Below are 20,707 nucleotides of genomic sequence, written 5' to 3'. Positions count from 1 at the left end.
AATAGCACCCCATGGCCACTGCAGCATCCGCATCCGCGCCCCGCCCTCCGCTGCGCACCCGTCCGGTCGGTCTGGGCCATTGGCGTGCCTTTCTGGCCGTTGCCGAGCACCTCAACTTCCGCGCGGCGGCCGAGTCGCTCTCGCTCACCCAGTCGGCTGTCAGCCGGCAGATTCAGGCGCTGGAAGACGAAATTGGCCTACCGCTGTTTCTGCGCCATACGCGCGCCGTGGAACTCACCGGCGCCGGCGCACAGTTGCTGCGCAGCTGTGCGCCGGCCATCGAGAGAATCGACACCGCCGTGCTCCTGGCGCGCCAGAGCGCCGGGCGCAAAAGCGTGGCCATCACCACCTGGGCCAGCTTTGCCTCGATGTGGCTGATTCCGCGCATGGAGGATTTCCAGCGCGAGCACCCGGACATCGACATCCGCATCGACGCCAGCGACCTCACCGTGGACCTCGACACGTCGGACGTGGACCTGGCGCTGCGCTACGGCCGGCCCGGCCACCGCATGCAGGGCGGCCAGCGCTTGTTCGGCGAGCAGCTGGCCGTGGTGGCCAGCCCCTGGCTGCTCAAGGCCAGCGGGACGCCGCAGACCACCGGCGATCTGGCGCACTTCACGCTGATCGAGGCCGGGGACGCACACCGCAGCGCCAACCTCGAATGGCTTTCGTGGCGGCGCTGGTTTGATGCGCAAGCTGGCGGCCAGCTTCAGCCCAAGCGCTGGCTGTATTTCAACTACGCACACCAGATCGTGCAGGCCGCGCTGGCCGGCCAGGGCCTGGCGCTGGCGCGCATGCCGCTGATTGCCGACGCACTGGCGTCGGGCGATCTGGTGGAGGTGATGCCGGGACACCGACTCGATTCGCCCTTGGCGTATTGGCTGCTCACCGGCCCGCGCAGCGGCCAGCGGCCTGAAGTTCAGGCCTTTTGCGCCTGGCTGGCCCTGGAAGCCGAAAGTACCCGCCGCGCCATTGGCGATGGGCCTGACCCAGACACCCTGGCCACGCCCGATTGACGCTATATATTCAATAGCTGTCAGCGCTTACTGAATAAGCGCTAGAGGCTATTTTTTATTGAAATTCAGGCCAATGTCACGCGGGCGAACTTGCGCTTGCCCACCTGCACCACGTAGCTACCCGCTGCGAGCTTGAGGCCCCGGTCGCTCACCGCGCTGCCGTCCACGCGCACGCCGCCACCGTCGATGAGGCGATTGGCCTCGCTCGACGAGGGCGCAAGGTTCGCCTGCTTGAGCAAAGCGCCAATGCCCAGCGGCGCGCCCGCGAGCTGCACTTCGGGGATGTCGTCGGGCACGCCGCCCTTGCTGCGGTTGGTGAAATCCTGCTCGGCCGCGTTGGCCGCCGCCGCGCTGTGAAAGCGCGTGGTGATCTCCTTGGCGAGCAGCACCTTGGCGTCCTTGGGGTTGCGCCCGCCGTCCACCTCGGCCTTGAGCTGGGCGATCTCGGCCAGCGAGCGGAACGACAGCAGCGTGAACCAGCGCCACATCAGCGTGTCGGAAATCGACAGCACCTTGGCGAACATGGTGTTCGCAGGCTCGCTGATGCCGATGTAGTTGTTCTTGCTCTTGCTCATCTTCTCGACGCCGTCGAGCCCTTCAAGCAAGGGCATGGTCAGGATGCACTGCGGCTCCTGGCCGTATTCCTGCTGCAAATGGCGGCCCATCAGCAGGTTGAACCTTTGATCCGTGCCGCCGAGTTCCAGGTCACTCTTCAAGGCCACCGAGTCGTAGCCCTGCATCAGCGGGTACAGAAACTCGTGCACGCTGATCGACTGGCCGGTGGAAAAGCGCTTGTGGAAGTCGTCGCGCTCCATCATGCGGGCCACGGTGTACTTGGCGGCCAGGGCAATCATGCCGCTCGCGCCCAGGGGCTCGCTCCACTCGCTGTTGTAGCGGATCTCGGTGCGCGCAGGGTCGAGCACCAGGCTGGCCTGGCGGTAGTAGGTTTCGGCGTTTTCCTTGATTTGCTCGGGGGTGAGCGGCGGGCGCGTGCTGTTGCGGCCCGAGGGGTCGCCAATCAGGCTGGTGAAATCGCCAATGAGGAAGATGACCTGGTGGCCCAGATCCTGCAGCTGGCGCATTTTGTTCAGCACCACCGTGTGGCCGATGTGGATGTCGGGCGCCGTGGGGTCCAGCCCCAGCTTGATGCGCAGCGGCTGGCCGGTGGCCTCAGAGCGCGCGAGCTTTTGCACCCACTCCTGCTGCGGCAGCAGTTCATCAGCCCCGCGGAGCGACACTTCCAGCGCTTGTCCTACAGCGTCGGTGACCGGATAAGTTGTAACAACTGAAGTTTTCATAGGGGTTTTCTTGGGTGTCCAGGCGAGCAGGTTCGCTATACTTCGGCGCACTTCGCAGTCGCGGATTCTAGTAGGCCCGGTTTTCCTCCACCCTGCCTTGCTCCCCCGGCTGCCATCCTGACAGTTTGTGCGCCTTGGTAAGCCCTCGACCGCCCGGTCGCCCGCCGTGCCAGACCCACGCCACCCTGGGGACAGAATTTTGAACAATGGCTTGACCGATGCCAGCCGCGCCCTGCTGGGGAACGTAACCCGCAGCCTGCGCAACCACCCCAAACGCCTTACAGCCGCCCTGGCGTCCCTCTTGCTGACTGCAGGGGGCGGTGCCTTCGCCGTGGCCTCGCTCGGTCCCGACGCCGCCGACCTGCCACAGCAGCGCATCGCCATGCCGGTTCAGTCTCTGGCCAGCGACGCCACCTTGGCACAGCTGACCGAGCAACCGGCATTCACGCTCTACCGCAGCGAGCAGCTGCGCAGCAGCGACACCGCCGAATCCTTGCTGCAGCGCCTGGGCGTCGCCGACCCGGCAGCCGCCGCTTGGCTGCGCAAAGACAGCAAGGTGCACCAAAACCTGCTCGGCCGCACCGGACGGGCCATCACGGCCGAAACCACTGACGACCACCGCCTGGTGCGCCTGACCGCGCGCTGGGCCCCGGACGACAGCGGCCAGTTCAAGCGCCTGGTGGTCGAACGCGTGGGCGAAGAGTTCAGCTCCCGCCTGGAATCGGCTCCGCTCACCGCGTCCAGCCGCCTCTCCGGCGGCGTGATTCGCAGCTCGCTGTTTGCCGCGACGGACGACTCCAACATCCCCGATGCGGTGGCCGTGCAAATCGCCGAGCTGTTTTCGGGCGAGATCGATTTCCGCCGTGCCTTGCGCAAGGGCGATCGCTTTTCCGTGGTGTACGAAACCCTGGAAGCCGATGGCGAGCCCCTGCGCACTGGCCGCGTGCTGAGCGCCGAGTTTGTCAACAACGGCAAGAGCCACGAGGCCGTGTGGTTTGTCGAGCCCGGCAGCAAGGGCGCCTACTACAGCCTGGCGGGCGAGAGCCTGCGCCGCGCCTACTTGAGCGCGCCACTGGAGTTCTCGCGTGTCTCCAGCGGTTTTGCGATGCGTTTTCACCCCATTCAGAAAAAGTGGAAAGCCCATTTGGGCACCGACTTTGCCGCCCCCACCGGCACCGCAGTGCGGACTGTGGGCGACGGCGTGGTCGAGTTTGCCGGGGTGCAGAACGGCTTTGGCAACGTTATCTTCGTCAAACACCGCAAAGAGCATGTCACGGTGTACGCGCACCTCAGCCGCATCGACGTGAAAAAGGGCGAGTCGGTCACGCAGGGCGAAACCATTGGCGCCGTGGGCTCCACCGGCTGGGCCACCGGCCCGCATCTGCATTTTGAGTTCCGCGTGGACGGCAAGCAGCAAGACCCGATGACCATTGCCAAGTCCAGCGAAGCAGCAGCCCCCATCTCTACGGCTTCGCGCCCGGCCTTCGAGCGCATGGCCGCACTGATGCGCACCCAACTCAGCGCCGCCCAGCTGATTCAGCAGGCTAGCGCCGAATAGGGTTGGGGCGGCGGCGCTCCAGCCTGTTCGCCCGCGCATCCTGAACTCCTTCGTGCCCTCACCCGAGTTCTACATAGGCCTCATGTCGGGCACCTCGCTCGACGGGGTGGATGGCGTTCTGGCCGACTTTTCTGACTCAAAATGCCGGGTAGCGCACTACCAGTCTGCGTCGCTAGCTCCTGAATTAAGAGCGGAATTGTTGGCACTGAACACTCCGGGTGCCAACGAACTGCATCGCGCCGCGCTGGCCGCCAATGCCCTGGCAGGCGTGTACGCCGAAGTCGTCCACGCCCTGCTGGCCCACAGCGGCTTGAGCGCATCGGCGGTGCATGCCATCGGTGCCCACGGCCAGACCGTGCGCCACCAGCCCCAGGTCTTTGATGGCACCGGCTACACCTTGCAGCTCAACAACCCGGCGTTGCTGGCAGAGTGCACCGGAATCACCGTGGTGGCCGATTTCCGCAGCCGCGATGTCGCTGCCGGCGGCCAGGGTGCGCCGCTGGTGCCGGCTTTTCACCAGCAGGTGTTTGCACAGCCGGGGCAGTCCTCCTGTGTGCTCAATGTCGGCGGCATGGCCAACCTGAGCGTGCTCGGCGAGAATGGCACGGTGCTGGGCTTTGACTGCGGTCCGGGCAACGCGCTGATGGATCTCTGGTGCCAGCGCCACACCGGCGAAGCGTTTGACAAGGATGGTGCGTGGGCCGCGTCCGGCAAGGTGCTGCAACCGCTGCTGAACGTGTTGTACGCCGAGGCATTTTTCGCAGTGCCACCACCCAAAAGTACCGGACGGGATCTTTTTCATTCCCGGTGGCTGGAAGAAAGACTGGCCTGCGTTCCCGGCGCGCGAGCGCAAGACGTGCAGGCGACACTCACCGAATTGACCGCATTGGCCTGCGCGGAATGCGTCAAACGCTACGGTGATGGCAGTCGGCGGCTGGCCGTATGCGGAGGCGGCGCACGCAACGCCACGCTGATGCGGCGACTGCAGGTTTTTCTGCCGGACGTGGAGGTCATCGCCACCGATACCCTGGGGCTACCGGCTCAGCAGGTCGAGGCGGCTGCCTTCGCCTGGCTGGCCCGCCAAGCACTCGCTGGACTCCCCGGCAACCTGCCCAATGCAACGGGCGCCCGAGGCGCCCGTGTGCTCGGGGCGATCTACCCCGCTTGAAAGGCGCCCGCAGGGGGCGGCTTTTAAGAAAAACTGGAACCGCAGCCGCAGGTGGACGTGGCCCCTGGGTTCTTGATGACGAACTGCGCGCCCTGCAGATCTTCCTTGTAGTCGATCTCGGCACCCACCAAGTACTGGAAGCTCATGGCATCGATCAGCAGCGAGACACCGTTTTTGGTCATCACGGTGTCGTCTTCGTTGGTAATTTCGTCAAACGTAAAGCCATACTGGAAGCCCGAGCAGCCCCCGCCCTGCACAAAAACGCGCAGCTTCAGATCTGGATTGCCTTCCTCGGCAATGAGATCAGCCACCTTGGCCGCCGCACTCTCGGTGAAGATGATCGGATCGGGCATTTCGGTCGGCAAGGTCTCGACAACAGCATTCATGGCTAACTCCAAATCGCATATTTGAGGGAAATACTACTGCAGTCTTCGTGGGAATTCTTTTCACTGCGCGCTTGACGCTAGCTTGAGTGGGGGCTTTTCCTCCAGCACGGCGTCCGTAGGTGTCATGCTTCCGCAGATGGTGGCACCCTGGTGCATTTCCAAGGCTTTGTAGTGCACATCGCCGGTAATACGTGCCTTGGGTTGCAATTCGAGCAGCTCGGTCGCGTGTACGGGTCCGACCACCTCGCCATTCACGATGACATGCGCGGCATGCACCGCACCCTCCACCCGGGCCAGCGCCGATATCACCAGCAACCCCGATTGCCCGCCTTGCGCCCGCACGTCGCCGTGCACCTCGCCGTCAATGCGAAGGCCATCGGCAAAATGCACGTCGCCCTCGATGCGGCTGCCTTGCGCGATCAGGCTTTTGATGGCGGGTTGCTTGTTGCGTGAAAACATGGGAATGCTCCTGTAGCTGGGAAAGAGTTCAAGAATGGTCGTTACGAACCGACGTCAGTGGTCTGCGAAGCGCGAACCCGCCCCTCATGCAGAATTCTGGCGGTCAGGGTTTTGACCAAAACATGCGGCGGCAGCCGGGCGATGCCTTCGAGCCGCTGGTACTGGCGCAGTTTGAAGGCTTGCCCATCGCCTGCAAAGCGCTGACTCCAGGGTTTGCCTTCCCGCATCCCCGAAGCAACCAGTTCCAGCTGCCCGGAAAACTCTGCGGCATTCTTCACGGGTCGCATGACGAGCACCTGCCAACGCAGCGTGGCGTCGGCTTGCTGCTCAGCCTGCAAACCACGAATGGCGAGGTCATCTCCTGAACTGCTGCTGGGAATGAGCTTCTCAAAAAACCCCAGGTCCTCTCGCAATGAGCGGTTTTCGCTCTCGAGTTGCTTGAGCTGCAGCTTGAGCTGATCCAGGGCAGAGCGTTCCGCCAGCAGCAGGCTGCCCGAGGTATTGGCTATGGTCTGGTTCTGCTGGGCATCGATGCGCAGCCGGGCCAGCTCACCGCGCAACTGCACCAATTCTTCGCGACTGCCCGCGTCCAGCCCTGCCAGCGAGCGCCCAAACTCAAACGCCCAGAGCGCCACGGCCGCACTCAGGCCGAGCACCACCGCAAACACCAGCCACCGCAGCGGCCAAGGCAGCGCACTGCGCACCGCTACCCGCGGTGCGCTGATAGTGAGGCGGCGACGCAGCAATCGAAAACGCATTCTTCTCCTTGGCCGGCCCGGCAAGGCGCCGCCCCTATGCAAAAGGGGCGATTGTGGCCCACAAGCGCTCAACTGCAAATGAAAAAGCCGCACGCGGCGAACCGGTGCGGCTGGTATGGGCAGAACAGGAAGTGCGGATTAACGCTTCGAGAACTGCTTGGCGCGGCGTGCAGACCGCAGGCCGACCTTCTTGCGTTCGACTTCGCGCGCATCGCGCGTCACGAAACCGGCCTGGCTGAGCGCTGGCTTGAGCGTGTCGTCATAGTCGATCAGGGCGCGGGTGATGCCGTGGCGGGCTGCGCCGGCCTGGCCGGATTCACCGCCGCCGTGCACATTGATCATCACGTCGAAGGTTTCGGCGTGGTTGGTCAGCATGAGCGGTTGCTTGGCGATCATGATCGAGGTCTCACGGCCAAAGTAGGACTGGATGTCCTTGCCGTTGATCGTGATCTTGCCGCTGCCTTTTTTCAGAAACACGCGGGCGACGCTGGATTTGCGACGGCCGGTGCCATTGTTCCATTCACCAATCATCTCAAGGCTCCTTACAGTTCCAGCACTTTGGGCTGTTGGGCGGTGTGGGGATGCTCAGCACCACCGTACACCTTGAGTTTCTTGATCATGGCGTAGCCAAGCGGACCCTTGGGCAGCATGCCCTTGACAGCCTTTTCCAGCGCGCGGCCGGGATGCTTGGATTGCATGTCGCGGAAGTTCGTCGCGGTGATGCCGCCGGGATAACCCGAGTGGCGGTAGTAGATCTTGTCGGTCGACTTGGCGCCGGTGACCTTGAGTTGCGCTGCATTGATGATGACGATGAAGTCACCGGTATCGATGTGAGGCGTATAAATGGCTTTGTGTTTGCCGCGCAGGCGGTGGGCAACTTCGCTGGCTACCCGGCCGAGCACCTTATCGGTGGCGTCAATCACAAACCACTCGTGCGTCACATCAGCGGGTTTGGCGCTGAAGGTTTTCATGAGTTTCTCTTTCGAGGGTTTGACCGGCCTACAACAGGGGCCGGCGTCCTTTGGGCTCTTTTCCACGGTCGGCGTTTCTCTAAAGCGGAAACCTCTTAGGTGGTACTTGCAGCATCGGCGCGAACGCCAAGACCACACTTCGCCGCGGAGCACGCAAGCGCTGCGAAGCCCGCCATTATACAAAGCCGGTACTGCGCGTGAACATTTTTCGCTTCGCCCTCCCACCGCACATCAAGACGCGAGGCGCTGACGCAACACGCGCACGGCGCTCTCTGGCGTGGTCAGCACCGGCAAGCCCAGTGCCTGGCGCACGGCGGGTGCGGCGCGTGCCATGCTGAACTGTGCCAGCGCAATCACGCCGCAGGAGGCCGCTGCAAGTTTCTGCGCTGCTGCCACCACCAAGGCGTCGTGCGCTTCCACGTCGCCACGATTGAGCGCCTGCATCGCACCCTCGGCCAGCGCGCAACGCAATTCGACCTGCGCAGGGAACTCGGCGGGCATGCTCGAGAGCGTGGGGGCAAACGATGCGATCAGCCCGACGGGCCCACCATGCGCTGCCGCCTCCTGCACCATGGCCTCGTTCGGTTTGAGTACGGGAATGCCTGCATGCCGGCGCGCCACGGCCTCGATGCACGGGCCAAAAGCGGAGCAGGTAAACAAAATCGCCTGCGCCCCCGTGCCCACTGCGTAGTCCGCAAGCACCTCAAAACGCAGATGCATGGCCGCATCCAACCCCTGCCCTTGCTGCGCAAGATCGACCGAGAGGCTGTCGTCGAGCAGGTTCATACGCCGGGCGCCAGGCCAGGCGCGCGCCAGCTCGTCGTTGATGGGTGCCACCGAGTGCGCAAGCGCATGGATGAGTGCAATGCGCGTCATGCAGAGCGTGCCACCGGTTTTGGCGTGGGCGTGAACCGCCGCCGCTGCAGCGCCACGACCAGCAGGAGCAGCGCAATGGCGGGAACAAACATCCACTCCTTGTCCGGCCGGTCGGCCGCGACCTCTGCGGACACGATGCGGTAGCCCTGCTCAATGCCCAGCTTGTCGCCCACACTGCCAAACTTCACCTGCGTAATCAAGAGCTCTTTGCCCTGGGCTATCGCGCTAACGCCCGCATTGCCAAGACGTTCGCGTACCGTGCCGGGCGCGCCGAGCGGCAGCAGCACGCCTTTGCGGATGTCCTGGCCATCTAGGTTGGTGCCTTCAATCCAGACGCGCTTGCTCGCGTTCGCAGGAGCTTCTTCGATCAGCTGGCCCATCTGGGCAGCGGGTACTTCCTGAAACTCTGGGTACACCATGTCCCACCAGAAGCCCGGCCTGAACAGCGTAAACGTCACCAGCAACAGAGCGACACTTTCCCACCAGCGACTGCGCACCAAAAAGTAGCCTTGCGTGGCGGCGGCAAAAACCAACATGGCCACTATTGCGCTGATCACCGTGAGGGCGAAGTGAAACGGCCCGGTAATGCCAATCATCAGCAACTGGGTGTTGAAAATGAACAGGAACGGCAGGATGGCCGTGCGCATGCTGTAAGCGAACGCGGTGATGCCGGTTTTGATGGGGTCGGTGCGCGCAATGGCCGCTGCGGCGAACGACGCCAGGCCCACCGGCGGCGTCACGTCCGCCATCAACCCAAAATAGAACACGAACAGGTGCACGGCGATCAGTGGCACGATGAGGCCGTTTTGCGCACCGAGCTGCACCACCACGGGCGCCATCAGCGTGGAAACCACGATGTAGTTGGCCGTCGTCGGCAGGCCCATGCCCAAAATCAGGCTGATGATGGCCACCAGAAACAGCATCAACATGAGATTGCCGCCGGAGAGCAGCTCGACGATTTCTGTCATCACCAGGCCAATGCCGGTGAGCGAGACGGTGCCGACGATGATGCCGGCCGCTGCGGTGGCCACACCGATGCCAATCATGTTGCGCGCGCCTGCGGCCATGCCGTCGATCAGATCCAGCACGCCCTGCTTGGTTGCGGCCCCGAGCCCGCCTGCACCTCGGAAGAATGCCTGTATCGGCTTTTGCGTCAGCATGACGAAAATGATGAACATCGTGGCCCAGAAGGCGGAGAGGCCAGGCGACATCTGCTCGACCATCAGGCACCAGATGAGCACCACCACCGCCAGCAGGTAATGCAGGCCGGATTTGACGGTAGGCGCCGTTTCCGGCAGTTCGAATACCGGCGCTTCCGGATCATCCAGTGGCAGTTCCGGTTGCTGCGAGCCGAACCAGAGCAGGGACACATACGCTGCCAGGAGTCCGGCGCCAATGATCCAGATGGCTGCATCTCCGGCCACATTTTTGATCCAGCCTACGCCCCAGTACACCACTCCGCATAGGACAAAGAACCCGGAGATGGTCAGCGCAAGCGACAGCAGGCGCGAGCCACCCGTGGCCGTCCCGCGCCGGGGAAGGCCCACCATGTTGGCCTTGAGAGCCTCAAGGTGCACGATATAAAGCAGCGCAATGTAAGAAATGATCGCCGGCAGGAAGGCATGCTTCATGACCTCGATGTAGGGGATGCCCACGTATTCCACCATCAGGAAGGCGGCAGCCCCCATCACCGGCGGCATCAGTTGGCCGTTGACCGAGCTGGACACTTCCACCGCGCCTGCCTGGTCCGGCCGATAGCCCACGCGCTTCATCAAGGGGATCGTGAAAGTGCCCGTCGTCACCACGTTGGCAATTGACGAACCGGAGATGATGCCGGTGGCGGCCGAAGACAGCACGGCGGCCTTGGCCGGCCCACCGCGCATGTGGCCGAGCAGAGCAAAAGCCGATTTGATGAAATAGTTGCCGGCGCCCGCCTTGTCGAGCAACGAGCCAAACAGCACAAACAAGAAAATAAAGCCACTGGAGACGCCCAGCGCCACACCAAAAACGCCTTCCGTCGTGAGCCACTGGTGGCTCATGGTGCGGTTCAGTGACAGGCCGCGGTGGGCAATCATGTCGGGCATGTAGCGCCCGCCAAAGGTGTAGGTGAGGAACACGACCGCCACAATCACCATCGGCAAGCCGAGCACGCGGCGCGTGGCTTCGAGCAACAACACCATGCCGACGACAGCAGTGGTGATGTCCATATCGGTTGGATTGCCGGGGCGCGTTGCGAGCTCGCGATAAAACAGAAACAGGTAAGCGGCACAAAACGCTCCGACCAGCGCCATGACCCAATCGGTCACTGGAACGTGTTCACGCGGTGAGCGCTTGAATGCCGGGTACGACAAAAAGGCCAGAAACACGGCAAAGGCCAGGTGGATGGAGCGACTCTCGGTGTCGTTGAACACCAAAATACCGAAAGTAAACGGCAGGGGCGACGCAATCCAAAGCTGGAACAGCGACCAAGCGAGCGCGACACAAAGAAGAAAAAGTCCGACCGCCGGGCCGGGCGAGCGCCCGCCCAGATCGTTGTCGGCGACGAGCTGCTGCACGTCGACGGCTGGGGCAGCAGTAGGTTCGTTGGCGGAGGTCATGCGGGTCCTCGCAATACGTGGTTGAAACAAAAAAGCCCTGACAGATCAGAGCTTTTTTGCGGCGAATGCCGACGTTGATGAAACCGGACGGATTACATCCAGCCCTTTTCCTTGTAGTACTTCACAGCACCAGGATGCAAGGGAGCACTCAGGCCGTTTTTGATCATCTCCTTGGGGTCAAGGTGCGCGAGGGCCGGATGCAGCTTCTTGAAGTCATCGAAATTGTCGAACACGACTTTTGTCAGCTCATAGACGACGTTGTCAGGCACCTTGCTTGATGTGACCAAGGTAGCGAGCACGCCATAGGTCGGCGTCGGCTTCGGATTGCCAGCGTAGACAGCGGGAATCTCCACCTTGGCATAGTACGGCGCAGTTGCCACCAACTTGTCCACGGCCGGGCCCGTCACCGGCACCAGTTGGGCGCCACAGGTCGTGGTCGGATCCTGAATGTTGGCCGAAGGGTGGCCGACCCCATAAAGGAATGCGTCGATCTTGTTGTCACACAGTGCCGCGCCGTGCTCGTCGGCCTTGAGCTCAGACGCCAGAGCGAAGTCAGAGTTCTTCCAGCCAAGAGCCGCAATCAACTCCTCGGCCGCAGCACGGGTGCCGGAGCCTGGATTGCCGATGTTGAAACGCTTGCCCTTCAAGTCTTCGATCGACTTGATGTTGGCCTCCTTGCGCGCCAGGATCGTAATAGGCTCTGGGTGCAACGAAAACACCGAGCGCAGTTCCTTGTAGGGACCGTCTTTCTCGAACTGCTTGAGGCCCTTTTCAGCGTTGTATTGCACGTCGGACTGGGCGACGCCGAAATCGAGTTCGCCAGCACGGATGGTGTTGACGTTGAACACCGAGCCACCAGTGGACTCCACCGAGCAGCGGATGCCGTGCTTGGCCCGGTCCTTGTTCATCAGTCGACAGATGGCTCCACCCGCAGCGTAATAAACGCCGGTGACGCCGCCCGTTCCAATCGTCACGAACTTCTGCTGCGCGACGGCAGCTGGAGTCATCATCGAGGCGGCAAGACCCACAGAGGCAGCCAGCATGCTCAGGGAAAACTTTGTCTTCATCTTTCTTCTCTCCTTCAAAAAAATTGGATTGACACCATCAAGGCAGCGACGCGGATATGGACTCGGCGAGCAGGTCCACGACCTGCGCCAACTCTTCGTCGCTCGCCACGAAAGGTGGTGCCAGCAATATGTGATCACCATCGCACCCATTGACCGTTCCGCCCATGGGGTAAACCATCAAACCGCGCGACATTGCCTGTTTCTTCACCTGCGCGTGCAGGCGCAGCCCAGGGTCAAACGGCGCTTTCGAGTCCCGATCGCGCACCAGCTCCACACCCCAGAAGAAGCCGCGCCCGCGAATGTCACCCACGTGCGGATGCGCGCCCAGCACCTGGTGCAAACGCTCGCCAAACTGCACGCCTGCACTTGCCACGCGTTCGACCAGGCCGTCGCGCTCGATGACTTGCTGCACCGCCAGCGCCGCAGCGCAGGCGACCGGGTGGCCCAGATAGGTATGGCCATGCTGAAAAAACCCGCTGCCCTGCCCGATGGCCTCAACAATACGGCCTTGCGCGAGCACGGCACCAATGGCCTGGTAGCCGCCGCCCAAACCTTTGGCAATGGCCTGAATGTCCGGCACCACGCCTTCCTGCGTACAGGCGTGCAAGCTGCCTGTGCGGCCCATTCCGCACATCACTTCGTCCAGGATCAAGAGTACGCCATGGCGGTCGCATACCTCGCGCACGGCGCGAAAATAACCGGGAACCGGCACCAGCACGCCCGCAGTGGCACCGCCCACGGTTTCCGCCACAAAGGCAATCACGCTCTTGGGCCCGAGGCGCTCTATGGTTTCGTCAAGCTCATGCGCCAGGCGCAAGCCGTATTGCTCGGGAGATTCTTCGACGTGCTGCTCCCGATAGGGGTAGCAAGGCGATACATGGGTGGCTTCCACCAGCAGCGGTGCAAACGGCGCCCTGCGCCAGGCATTGCCGCCCACCGCCAGCGCGCCCAGGGTATTGCCGTGATAGCTCTGGCGGCGCGCAATGAAGTGGCGGCGCTCGGGCTCCCCAATCTCGACAAAATATTGGCGGGCCAGCTTCATGGCCGCTTCCATGGCCTCGGAGCCACCGCTGACGAAATAGGCGTGGCTGATGCCAGGCGGCGCCGTGCGCACCAGTTGGTCGGCCAGCGCTTCGGCTACTTCGGTCGTGAAAAAGCTCGTGTGTGCGTAGGCCAGTTGGTCAATCTGCCGGTGCATGGCGGCCAGCACTTCGGGGTGGCCGTGTCCGAGACAGGAAACTGCGGCCCCCCGCATGCGTCCATATAGCGGCGCCCTTCGGCATCCCACAAATAGACGCCTTGGCCCGACGCGGCGCGCGGCGGCGTTACGTGCAAGTGGCGGTGAAAGACATGCGTAGAGGGGGCGACCAACGGCGAGCGGTTCATGACAACGAGTTTAGGACCGCAAGGCACAGCGCCATATGCAAATTGCTAGCAAGCCCATGCCAAAAGCTTATGGCTTCGCCCTGCATATATTTTAGACATGGCCCCACCATACATTGGCATGCGACGCCGCCGACCGCCTGATCTAGCATGCAGGCATGAATCGAGCAGCAAATACGCAGGCAGTTGTTGTCCTGGGCGCCGGGATCGTCGGCCTTGCCAGCGCGTGGGAGCTGGCGCAACAGGGCCACAAAGTCACCGTCATCGACCGTGCGGCCAGCGGTGCAGGCGCCAGCCGCGCCAACGGGGCGCAGTTGAGTTATTCGTACGTCCAGCCGCTGGCGGACGCATCGATCTGGCGGCAGTTGCCCAAGCTGCTACTGGCCAGTGACTCACCCCTCAAGCTGCGCATCCAGGCAGACCCCGCACAGTGGGCATGGGGGCTGAGCTTCCTCGCCGCCTGCCGCAATGACGTGTCGCGGGCGACGACAGAAACTTTGCTTGCGCTCGCAGAGCGCAGCCGCGCTGCCTTTGATGCGATGTTGTCGGCCAGCCAAATCGCGTGCGATTTCTCCGCGACCGGCAAGCTGGTGCTGTACGCGAACCAGGAATCCTTCGTTGCCGCACAGCGGCAAATGTTGCTGCAGCGTGCGCTTGGCAGCGTGCAGGAGGCTGTCGATGCGCGTCGATGTGTAGAAATCGAACCGGCGCTCGAGCGCCAGGAGGCGCGGATTGCGGGCGCCATCTACACCCCCAGTGAATGCGCAGCCGATTGCTTCAAGGTCTGCGCTGGCCTGGAGACAGCGCTGCGTGCTCGGGGCGTGCGTTTTATGCTGGAAACCGAAGTCACGGGCCTGGTTTCCGACGGGCTTCAAATACGTGCAGCGCAAACCAGCACGGGCGATATCGAAGGCGACGCATTCGTTTTGGCCATGGCGACGGGTTCGGTTCCACTGGCGCGGAGCATCGGCAAGCGCTTGCCGGTCTATCCACTCAAAGGCTACAGCGCAACGGTCCGTGCAGCAACCGACCCCTTTGCTGCACCCCATGTCAGCGTCACCGACGCAGCACGAAAAATGGTCTTTGCGCGCCTGGGTGACCGCTTGCGCATTGCCGGCATGGCGGAATTGGTAGGCCATGACAACAGCGTGCCGGATGCGCGGATTGAAACGCTGCTGGCCGCTGGCCGCGAGGTTTTTCCGCGGGCCAGTGACTACGCCACCCTGGATCGCTGGGCAGGACTGAGACCCGCCACACCCACCGGGCTGCCCATTGTTGGCCGACTGGCGGGCGCGCCCGAGAACCTGTTGTTCAACACGGGCCATGGCGCCCTGGGCTTCACACTGGCTTTTGGCACGGCCCGGGCCTTGCTCAAGCCACTTCAGGAACGCCGCCGCACCTGAAAGATTCGCGCTCGCGCTTCCTTGCAGAAACTGCATTCGGGCCTGTTAACACTATACAAGGGGATCCCTTGCATAGTGTTAACAGGCCCTAGTGCAGTGCTGGCAGCTGTATCTGCGCAAGCGCCTGGCGCATGCATTCGGTGAACGCGCGTACCCGCTGCGAATGCGGCTTCGAAGTGGGACGTACCGCATGCACGAAAGTCTGCACTGCAGGCTCGAACGCCACCACATCGACACGCGACAGATCTGCTGACACGGCCGTGCAGCCCTCCACAACGGCAACGCCCACGCCGTGGTGCGCAAGCGCCAAGGCAACGTGGTAGGTCTGCACCACCATTGCCGGCTGCAAATCGGGCAGCGCATCGCTCAGGGCATTGGCCAGCATGCGGCCCACGGGATCTCTTGCGTCCAGACCAATCACTGGCAAGGTGGCCAGTTCCTGCACCTGGAGCGCACCAGCCGCCCGCTGCTGCAGCGTCAGCAAACCCTTGGGAACGATGCAGACGAGGCGCTGGCTTGCCAAGCGCTCCACGCTCAACGCGGGGTGGGATGGCGCACCAAAAAGAAAACCCACATCCGCTTCCTGCAGCACCAAGGCGTCGACGATTTGCGGAGAATGCAAGGCTTCGTGGTGAATCACGACCGATGGATGCAATGCGCGAAAGCGCTGCACTGCTGCGGGAAAGGCCGCATAGCTCATTGCCAGCACCGTGAGCACCCGAAGTGTTTTGGTACTCTCGCCTCTGCGCAGACCCTTGGCCAGACGGCGCACGTCGTCGAGATCGGAAAAGAGCTTGTCCACCAAAGGAAACAGCGTACGTGCCTCGGCCGTCGCCACCAGCCGGCCGGCGGTGCGCTCGAACAAGGGAAACCCCAGCTGAAGCTCGGCATGCTGCAGCGTGCGACTGACCGCAGGCTGGGTGACATTGATGAGCCGCGCTGCGCCGCTCACGCTTCCCGTCACCATGACGGCATTGAAGATCTCAATATGGCGCAGGCGCATGGTTCTGCAGGCTCAGGCAAGCGTTCGCCGGGATTCAGTTGGCAAAATTATTGCGCTCCAAAGGCTCGATCGCGCGGCGAAACTCTATGCAATCAGATCGGTTCGCGTTGCCCGGCTTGTTGCACTCATCACGCAGACACATGCTGCGGGTCAGCGCATTGGTGCCAGAGCACAGAGGCGGTGGAGGCGCCTTTCGCTGCACCGGCGCCGGAACGGGTGGCGGCGGTGGGGCCACTGCCGTCGGTGCAGGCGCGGGAACAGGCAATTCGGCCGGCGGCACTTCTTTCGTCCGCACCGCTCTGGCGGGCATCCGGGGCGCAGCCCGCGGATCGTTGGCCGTGACAAATGCAGGCGGCGGACCAGCGTCGATCGCCGCGTCGCTGGCTGCAGCCTCTGGTGCCTCGGACGGCAAAGCGCCAGTCAAAGTGGAGGTCTCCACCGGCGCAGTGGGCGCAGATTTGAGTTCCGTGATGATGGCGTCGGGCGAGGCGGCAGGTGCCACAGGGGGCGCAGCCTTGTGGCGCAGCCCCACGGCTGCGGCTCCCAAGACGACTACGGAGGCAGCGACACCGAGCCACAGCCACCGGGGTCGACGTGCGGGCGCTGCCGTGCGACTCTTGGACCATTGGGATTCGAGCGTCGCCGGTTCGGCCCGCGAGGGCACCGACGCACGGCCTGGCGGCTCGATTTCAGCAAGCACGCTGTCGCGCTCAAGAAATACCGTGTCTTGTATTTCAGACTCGGGGGCGCTCGGCGGGGGCACCGCCTTGGGCGGTGAAACGGCCGCAGTGCTGACCACCGGCTCCACGGCGGTCACGGTGCTACCGGACAAGGCCTTCGGGCTTGTCGAAGGTCGCTCGCCGGTAAGGTCCACGGTGGGTGCCGTGAGAGTGGCATCCGGTTGGTCCGTCGGCTCTACCCAGATATCGCCCAACTCGGCGCGAAAATCGAACTGCTCCAGGCCCAAAGGCGGGCTGGTCATGGCCATCGTGGCGAGAAAAGCGTCGATGTTTTGCGGGCGCTCCTCGGGCTGAAGCTTGAGCGACTGGGAAATCGCGGCCACAAATTCCGTCGAATAGTCCAGACCAAACTGCTTTCGTACCGTTTTGACCACGCGCGAAAAAGGCACCATCCGGTCGCGCAGTGAGCGCAGCGTGGCCGGCAGCGGCGCATCGTTGCACAAGCAGCCATGAACGACTGCGCCCAGTGAATACAGATCGCTCCAGGGGCCTTGTTCGAGTTCTAGGGAGCCCTCGCCTTCGCCGTCGGAGTACTGTTCTATCGGCGCGTAATTCACCTTCAGCACGGCGGTATGCTTGTGATCGCGGTCATTGATCGCATGGCGCGACGCACCCAGGTCCAGCAGTACCGGTGGGCCGACATCCTGCAGAAATATATTGTCCGGCGAGATGTCACGGTGCAAGGTATTGGCGTCGTGCAGCACACGCAGTGCTCCCAGCACCGACCACAGCACTTGCCGCAACCAGGCCTCGGGCGGCGGCGTGCGCATCTGGGCCCGCGCCTGTTTGAAGGTCATGCCACGGTACAGCGGCATGACCATATAGGCGGTGTTGTGCGATTCCCAGAAGCGAAACACCTTGACGAGCGAGGGGTGGTCAAACTGCGCCAACATGCGCGCCTCATCGACAAACGAATGCAGGCCGGCCTGAAACGCCGGTTCGTCGGTCGAAGAGCGCGCCCAGAGTGTTCCATCGTTGGCGCGCGCGACCAGGCTTGCAGGCAGGTATTCCTTGATTGCCACGGCCCGATGCAGTGAATGATCGAAGGCCTTGTAGACCATGCCAAAGCCACCCACCCCGAGCAGGGAAAGGATTTCAAATTCGGCCAGGCGTGTGCCCACCGGCAAGGCGTCCATGTGGCGCACTTGCGTTCGGGGCTCGGAAACAGAACTTTCGGTCATGCGTAAGGGGCGGTCTCATGCAGCGCAGCGGCGCTGGCTCAGCTGGGCATCATCATAGTTTTTGACAGCACAGGGGCGCAAAAATGACCCTGAGGGACAAAAAATCGCACAGTTTGCGCAGGCAGCATGGCTGTCTGGTGGTTTCCCCTCAGATGCAGCAACAAACATGCCACCTGTGGCGAGCGCCAGTGCAGGCATGCCGCGCTTGGTTACCATCGCTGCATGTTCAGTTACCGCCACGCCTTTCATGCAGGCAACCACGCCGATGTGCTCAAGCACACGGTGCTGATTGCGACTGTGCAATACCTCACCGAGAAAGACGCGGCGCTCACGGTGGTCGATACCCATGCCGGCGCCGGCCTGTACCGACTTGATGGCGACTATGCGCGCACCAGCGGGGAATCGGGCCACGGCCTGCTGCAACTGGCGGCAGCGCCCGCCGATGCTGCGCCGCTGGCGCCCGCGCTGCAGGCTTACCTGGATCTGGTGCGCTCGTTCAACAAGGGCGCCACGCTCAAGGTCTACCCAGGCTCACCTTTCATCATCCAGCACCTGCTGCGTGCGCACGACCGGCTCAAGCTGTTCGAGCTGCATCCGAGCGACGGGCGTTCGCTCGCCGGCAACGTGGCCCAGCTCGATGCGGGGCGGCAAGTGGCGGTGCTGCCCGAGGATGGTTTCGAGGGCTGGCGCAAATTCTTGCCTCCACCAGCCCGCCGCGCTTTGCTGCTCTGCGATCCCAGCTATGAAATGAAGAGCGACTACGGCAAGGTGTTGAACCTGGCCGTTGAGGGACTCAAGCGCTTTCCCACCGGAACCTACGCGGTCTGGTACCCCATCATTCCGCGCCCGGAGGCACACGACCTGCCACGCCGCCTGAAAACCATGGCGCAAAAAGCCGGCAAAAGCTGGCTGCACGCCACGCTGACGGTGAAGTCCAGCAAGATCATCACCAGTGCCACCGGCGAGGAGAAGCGCCCTGGGCTGCCAGCGAGCGGCATGTTTCTCATCAACCCACCGCACACGCTCAAGGCCGCGCTGGCGCCGGCACTGCCGCAACTGGTGGAGCGCCTCGGCCAGGACCGGCACGCGACATTCACGCTCGAATCAGGCGGATAGCGGGCTGGCGCGCTCCAGGCGACGGCACAGTTCAAGCGTCGCAGCACTCTGGTTCATGGTGTAGAAGTGCAGCGCAGGGGCACCGCCAGCGAGCAGTTGTTCGCACAAATGCGTCACCACGTCGAGGCCGAAGGCCTTGATGCTGGCCACGTCGTCGCCATACGACTGCAGGCGCAGGCGGATCCAGCGCGGCACCTCGGCGCCACAAGCATCCGAGAACCGCAGCAACTGCGAGGAGCTGCCGATCGGCATGATGCCGGGCACCACCGGCACCTGCGCGCCCTGGCGTGCAGCGTCGTCGACGAAACGGAAATACGCGTCGGCGTTGTAGAAGTACTGCGTGATGGCGGAACTCGCCCCGGCCTGCACCTTGGTGACGTAGGCGCGCAGGTCGGCCTCGGGCGACCGGGCCTGGGGATGCACCTCGGGGTAGGCGGCCACTTCAATGTGGAACGCGTCGCCGGTTTCAGAGCGGATGAAGGAGACCAGGTCGCTCGCGTACTGAAACTCGCCGCCCATGCCATAGCCACTGGGCAGGTCGCCGCGCAAAGCCACCAGGCGCTGGACGCCCATGGCGCTCAGCAAGGCAAGCTGCTCGCGCACCGACTGGCGCGTGGCGCCGATGCAGGAGAAGTGCGAAGCTGCCGCCACGCCTTCCTGCAAGATTTCGCGCACCGTCTCGAACGTGCCCTGCTGGGTCGAGCCACCGGCTCCGTAGGTCACCGAGCAGAACTCAGGTGCCAGCGCCTGCAACTGGCGCCGCACGGTGCGCAGCTTCTCGGCGCCTTCGGGTGTTTTGGGGGGAAAGTACTCAAAACTCACCGCAGGCGCGGCGTTTCGGGTATCAGGGTGTTTGGCAGCGTTCACGCGGCCCTCCTCGCAAAAATAAAAAATTCGTGATTGCCGTCGCCGCCATCAATGGGACTGTCCAGCCAGGCCTGCACCTTCAAACCAAGCTCGGCACAACAGGCACGAATGCGCTGCTCGACCACCACATACAGCGCAGGGTCGCGCACGATGCCGCCCTTGCCGACCTGGCCGGGCTGCAGTTCAAACTGGGGTTTGACCAGCATCAGCATCGCGCCGCCCTCGGCGAGTAGCGGCGCCAGCGCGGGAAGCACCAAGGTGAGCGAAATGAACGACAGGTCGCCCACAATCACCTCAAACTTTGGGTCAAATTGGCCTCCAGCGCTTACTCCGTCTGCGCAAGCAGCTATCAAGTCTGAAGCATCCAGCGCGCGTGCGTTGACTTGTTCGACGCAGATGACGCGCGTATCTTCGCGCAGCCGCGGGTGCAACTGCCCCTGGCCCACGTCCACGCCGACCACACGCGCAGCGCCTTGCTGCAGCAGGCAATCGGTGAAGCCACCGGTGGACTGCCCGATGTCAAGGCACACCCGCCCCGCAACTTCAAGGCCTGTAGCCGCCAGCGCCCCCTCAAGCTTGAGCCCGCCACGCGAAACGTAGCGCGCCTCAGAGCTGTCCAAGAGCTGCACCTGCGCGTCTTCGGGGACGTTGTCGCCGTTTTTCGCCACCTGCTTCCAGGCACCCTGCCCCAGGCGCCACTGCGCGCCTGCACTCAGCAGCCGCTGCGCCTGCGCGCGCGAAGCGGCAAGGCCGCGTTCGACAAGAAGTTGGTCAATTCGCATGGGTTCCGATAGTTGTGTGTACCCGCTGCCGCTTCAGCGCGTAGCGAGCGGTCCGCAGGCTAGGCGCGGGGGGCGCCG

18 protein-coding genes and 1 pseudogene are annotated in these 20,707 nt (G+C 63.2%); 5 read left to right on the top strand and 14 right to left on the bottom strand.

Going from position 1 to position 20,707, the window contains the following annotated elements; genetic code table 11:
• The first annotated feature begins 11 nt into the window (after positions 1-11).
• The gene (locus tag C6571_RS10675; protein ID WP_106446661.1) at positions 12-1,016 is read left to right on the top strand and encodes a LysR substrate-binding domain-containing protein; all 1,005 of its coding nucleotides are present in this window, start codon (positions 12-14) and stop codon (positions 1,014-1,016) included.
• A 65-nt stretch (positions 1,017-1,081) separates the two neighbouring features.
• Here C6571_RS10675 and tyrS read toward each other — a convergent pair whose 3' ends face one another.
• Positions 1,082-2,314 (bottom strand): tyrosine--tRNA ligase, encoded by a 1,233-nt coding sequence (gene tyrS, locus C6571_RS10670; RefSeq protein ID WP_106446660.1) that lies wholly within the window; start codon positions 2,312-2,314, stop codon positions 1,082-1,084.
• 199 nt (positions 2,315-2,513) lie between these two features.
• Here tyrS and C6571_RS10665 point away from each other — a divergent pair, with 199 nt between their 5' ends.
• Together C6571_RS10665 and C6571_RS10660 are read left to right on the top strand one after the other, a co-directional pair.
• Positions 2,514-3,872, top strand: coding sequence for a M23 family metallopeptidase (locus tag C6571_RS10665; protein WP_106446659.1), 1,359 nt, complete (start codon positions 2,514-2,516; stop codon positions 3,870-3,872).
• A gap of 82 nt (positions 3,873-3,954) precedes the next feature.
• On the top strand, positions 3,955-5,040 hold the full coding sequence (locus C6571_RS10660) for an anhydro-N-acetylmuramic acid kinase (RefSeq protein ID WP_106446658.1): 1,086 nt from the start codon (positions 3,955-3,957) through the stop codon (positions 5,038-5,040).
• Between the two features lie 23 nt (positions 5,041-5,063).
• Here C6571_RS10660 and erpA read toward each other — a convergent pair whose 3' ends face one another.
• The 9 genes and pseudogenes from erpA to C6571_RS10615 all read right to left on the bottom strand — a co-directional run bounded on the left by erpA (position 5,064) and on the right by C6571_RS10615 (position 13,540).
• Positions 5,064-5,426 carry an iron-sulfur cluster insertion protein ErpA gene (gene erpA / locus C6571_RS10655; RefSeq protein WP_106446657.1) on the bottom strand — a complete coding sequence of 121 codons (363 nt, stop codon included), beginning with the start codon at positions 5,424-5,426 and terminating at the stop codon, positions 5,064-5,066.
• A 60-nt stretch (positions 5,427-5,486) separates the two neighbouring features.
• Positions 5,487-5,885 carry a bactofilin family protein gene (locus C6571_RS10650; RefSeq protein ID WP_106446656.1) on the bottom strand — a complete coding sequence of 133 codons (399 nt, stop codon included), beginning with the start codon at positions 5,883-5,885 and terminating at the stop codon, positions 5,487-5,489.
• Positions 5,886-5,926: 41 nt separating this feature from the next.
• Positions 5,927-6,643, bottom strand: coding sequence for a DUF6776 family protein (locus C6571_RS10645; protein WP_106446655.1), 717 nt, complete (start codon positions 6,641-6,643; stop codon positions 5,927-5,929).
• A gap of 138 nt (positions 6,644-6,781) precedes the next feature.
• A complete protein-coding gene (gene rpsI / locus C6571_RS10640; protein ID WP_106446654.1) occupies positions 6,782-7,174 on the bottom strand; it encodes a 30S ribosomal protein S9 in 393 nt (130 codons plus the stop codon).
• Positions 7,175-7,185: 11 nt separating this feature from the next.
• On the bottom strand, positions 7,186-7,614 hold the full coding sequence (gene rplM, locus C6571_RS10635; RefSeq protein WP_106446653.1) for a 50S ribosomal protein L13: 429 nt from the start codon (positions 7,612-7,614) through the stop codon (positions 7,186-7,188).
• Positions 7,615-7,845: 231 nt separating this feature from the next.
• The gene (locus C6571_RS10630; RefSeq protein ID WP_106446652.1) at positions 7,846-8,490 is read right to left on the bottom strand and encodes an aspartate/glutamate racemase family protein; all 645 of its coding nucleotides are present in this window, start codon (positions 8,488-8,490) and stop codon (positions 7,846-7,848) included.
• Positions 8,487-11,087: a TRAP transporter permease gene (locus C6571_RS10625; RefSeq protein ID WP_106446651.1), complete on the bottom strand. Its 2,601-nt coding sequence runs from the start codon at positions 11,085-11,087 to the stop codon at positions 8,487-8,489. The genes C6571_RS10630 and C6571_RS10625 overlap by 4 nt, the downstream gene beginning before the upstream one ends.
• Positions 11,088-11,179: 92 nt before the next feature.
• Entirely contained in the window at positions 11,180-12,154 is a 975-nt protein-coding gene (locus tag C6571_RS10620) for a TAXI family TRAP transporter solute-binding subunit (protein WP_106446650.1), read from the bottom strand.
• 37 nt (positions 12,155-12,191) lie between these two features.
• Positions 12,192-13,540: pseudogene (locus C6571_RS10615) on the bottom strand (aspartate aminotransferase family protein).
• A 155-nt stretch (positions 13,541-13,695) separates the two neighbouring features.
• Between C6571_RS10615 and C6571_RS10610 the strand changes: the two are divergent.
• Positions 13,696-14,940: a D-amino acid dehydrogenase gene (locus C6571_RS10610; protein ID WP_211300622.1), complete on the top strand. Its 1,245-nt coding sequence runs from the start codon at positions 13,696-13,698 to the stop codon at positions 14,938-14,940.
• An 88-nt stretch (positions 14,941-15,028) separates the two neighbouring features.
• On the opposite strand, the gene C6571_RS10605 is transcribed toward C6571_RS10610, so the two are convergent.
• Positions 15,029-15,943, bottom strand: a complete 915-nt coding sequence (locus C6571_RS10605) for a LysR family transcriptional regulator (RefSeq protein WP_106446649.1) — start codon at positions 15,941-15,943, stop codon at positions 15,029-15,031.
• Positions 15,944-15,977: 34 nt separating this feature from the next.
• Positions 15,978-17,864 (bottom strand): serine/threonine protein kinase, encoded by a 1,887-nt coding sequence (locus tag C6571_RS10600; protein ID WP_106446648.1) that lies wholly within the window; start codon positions 17,862-17,864, stop codon positions 15,978-15,980.
• A gap of 222 nt (positions 17,865-18,086) precedes the next feature.
• Between C6571_RS10600 and C6571_RS10595 the strand changes: the two genes are divergently transcribed.
• A complete protein-coding gene (locus C6571_RS10595; RefSeq protein ID WP_106446647.1) occupies positions 18,087-18,980 on the top strand; it encodes a 23S rRNA (adenine(2030)-N(6))-methyltransferase RlmJ in 894 nt (297 codons plus the stop codon).
• Here the strand turns inward: C6571_RS10595 and metF are convergent.
• Positions 18,969-19,847 (bottom strand): methylenetetrahydrofolate reductase [NAD(P)H], encoded by an 879-nt coding sequence (gene metF, locus C6571_RS10590; protein WP_245901251.1) that lies wholly within the window; start codon positions 19,845-19,847, stop codon positions 18,969-18,971. The two genes, C6571_RS10595 and metF, sit on opposite strands and share 12 nt — an antisense overlap.
• Complete coding sequence (locus tag C6571_RS10585; protein WP_106446646.1) at positions 19,844-20,629, bottom strand: TlyA family RNA methyltransferase; 786 nt, start codon at positions 20,627-20,629, stop codon at positions 19,844-19,846. Before C6571_RS10585 ends, metF begins: the two co-directional genes overlap by 4 nt.
• Between the last annotated feature and the right edge of the window lie 78 nt (positions 20,630-20,707).

The sequence above is a fragment of the Simplicispira suum genome, assembly GCF_003008595.1.
Classification (GTDB): Bacteria; Pseudomonadota; Gammaproteobacteria; order Burkholderiales; family Burkholderiaceae_C; genus Simplicispira; species Simplicispira suum.
Note: the sequence above shows the minus strand (reverse complement) of the source record. Positions and strands in the feature narration are given on the sequence as shown.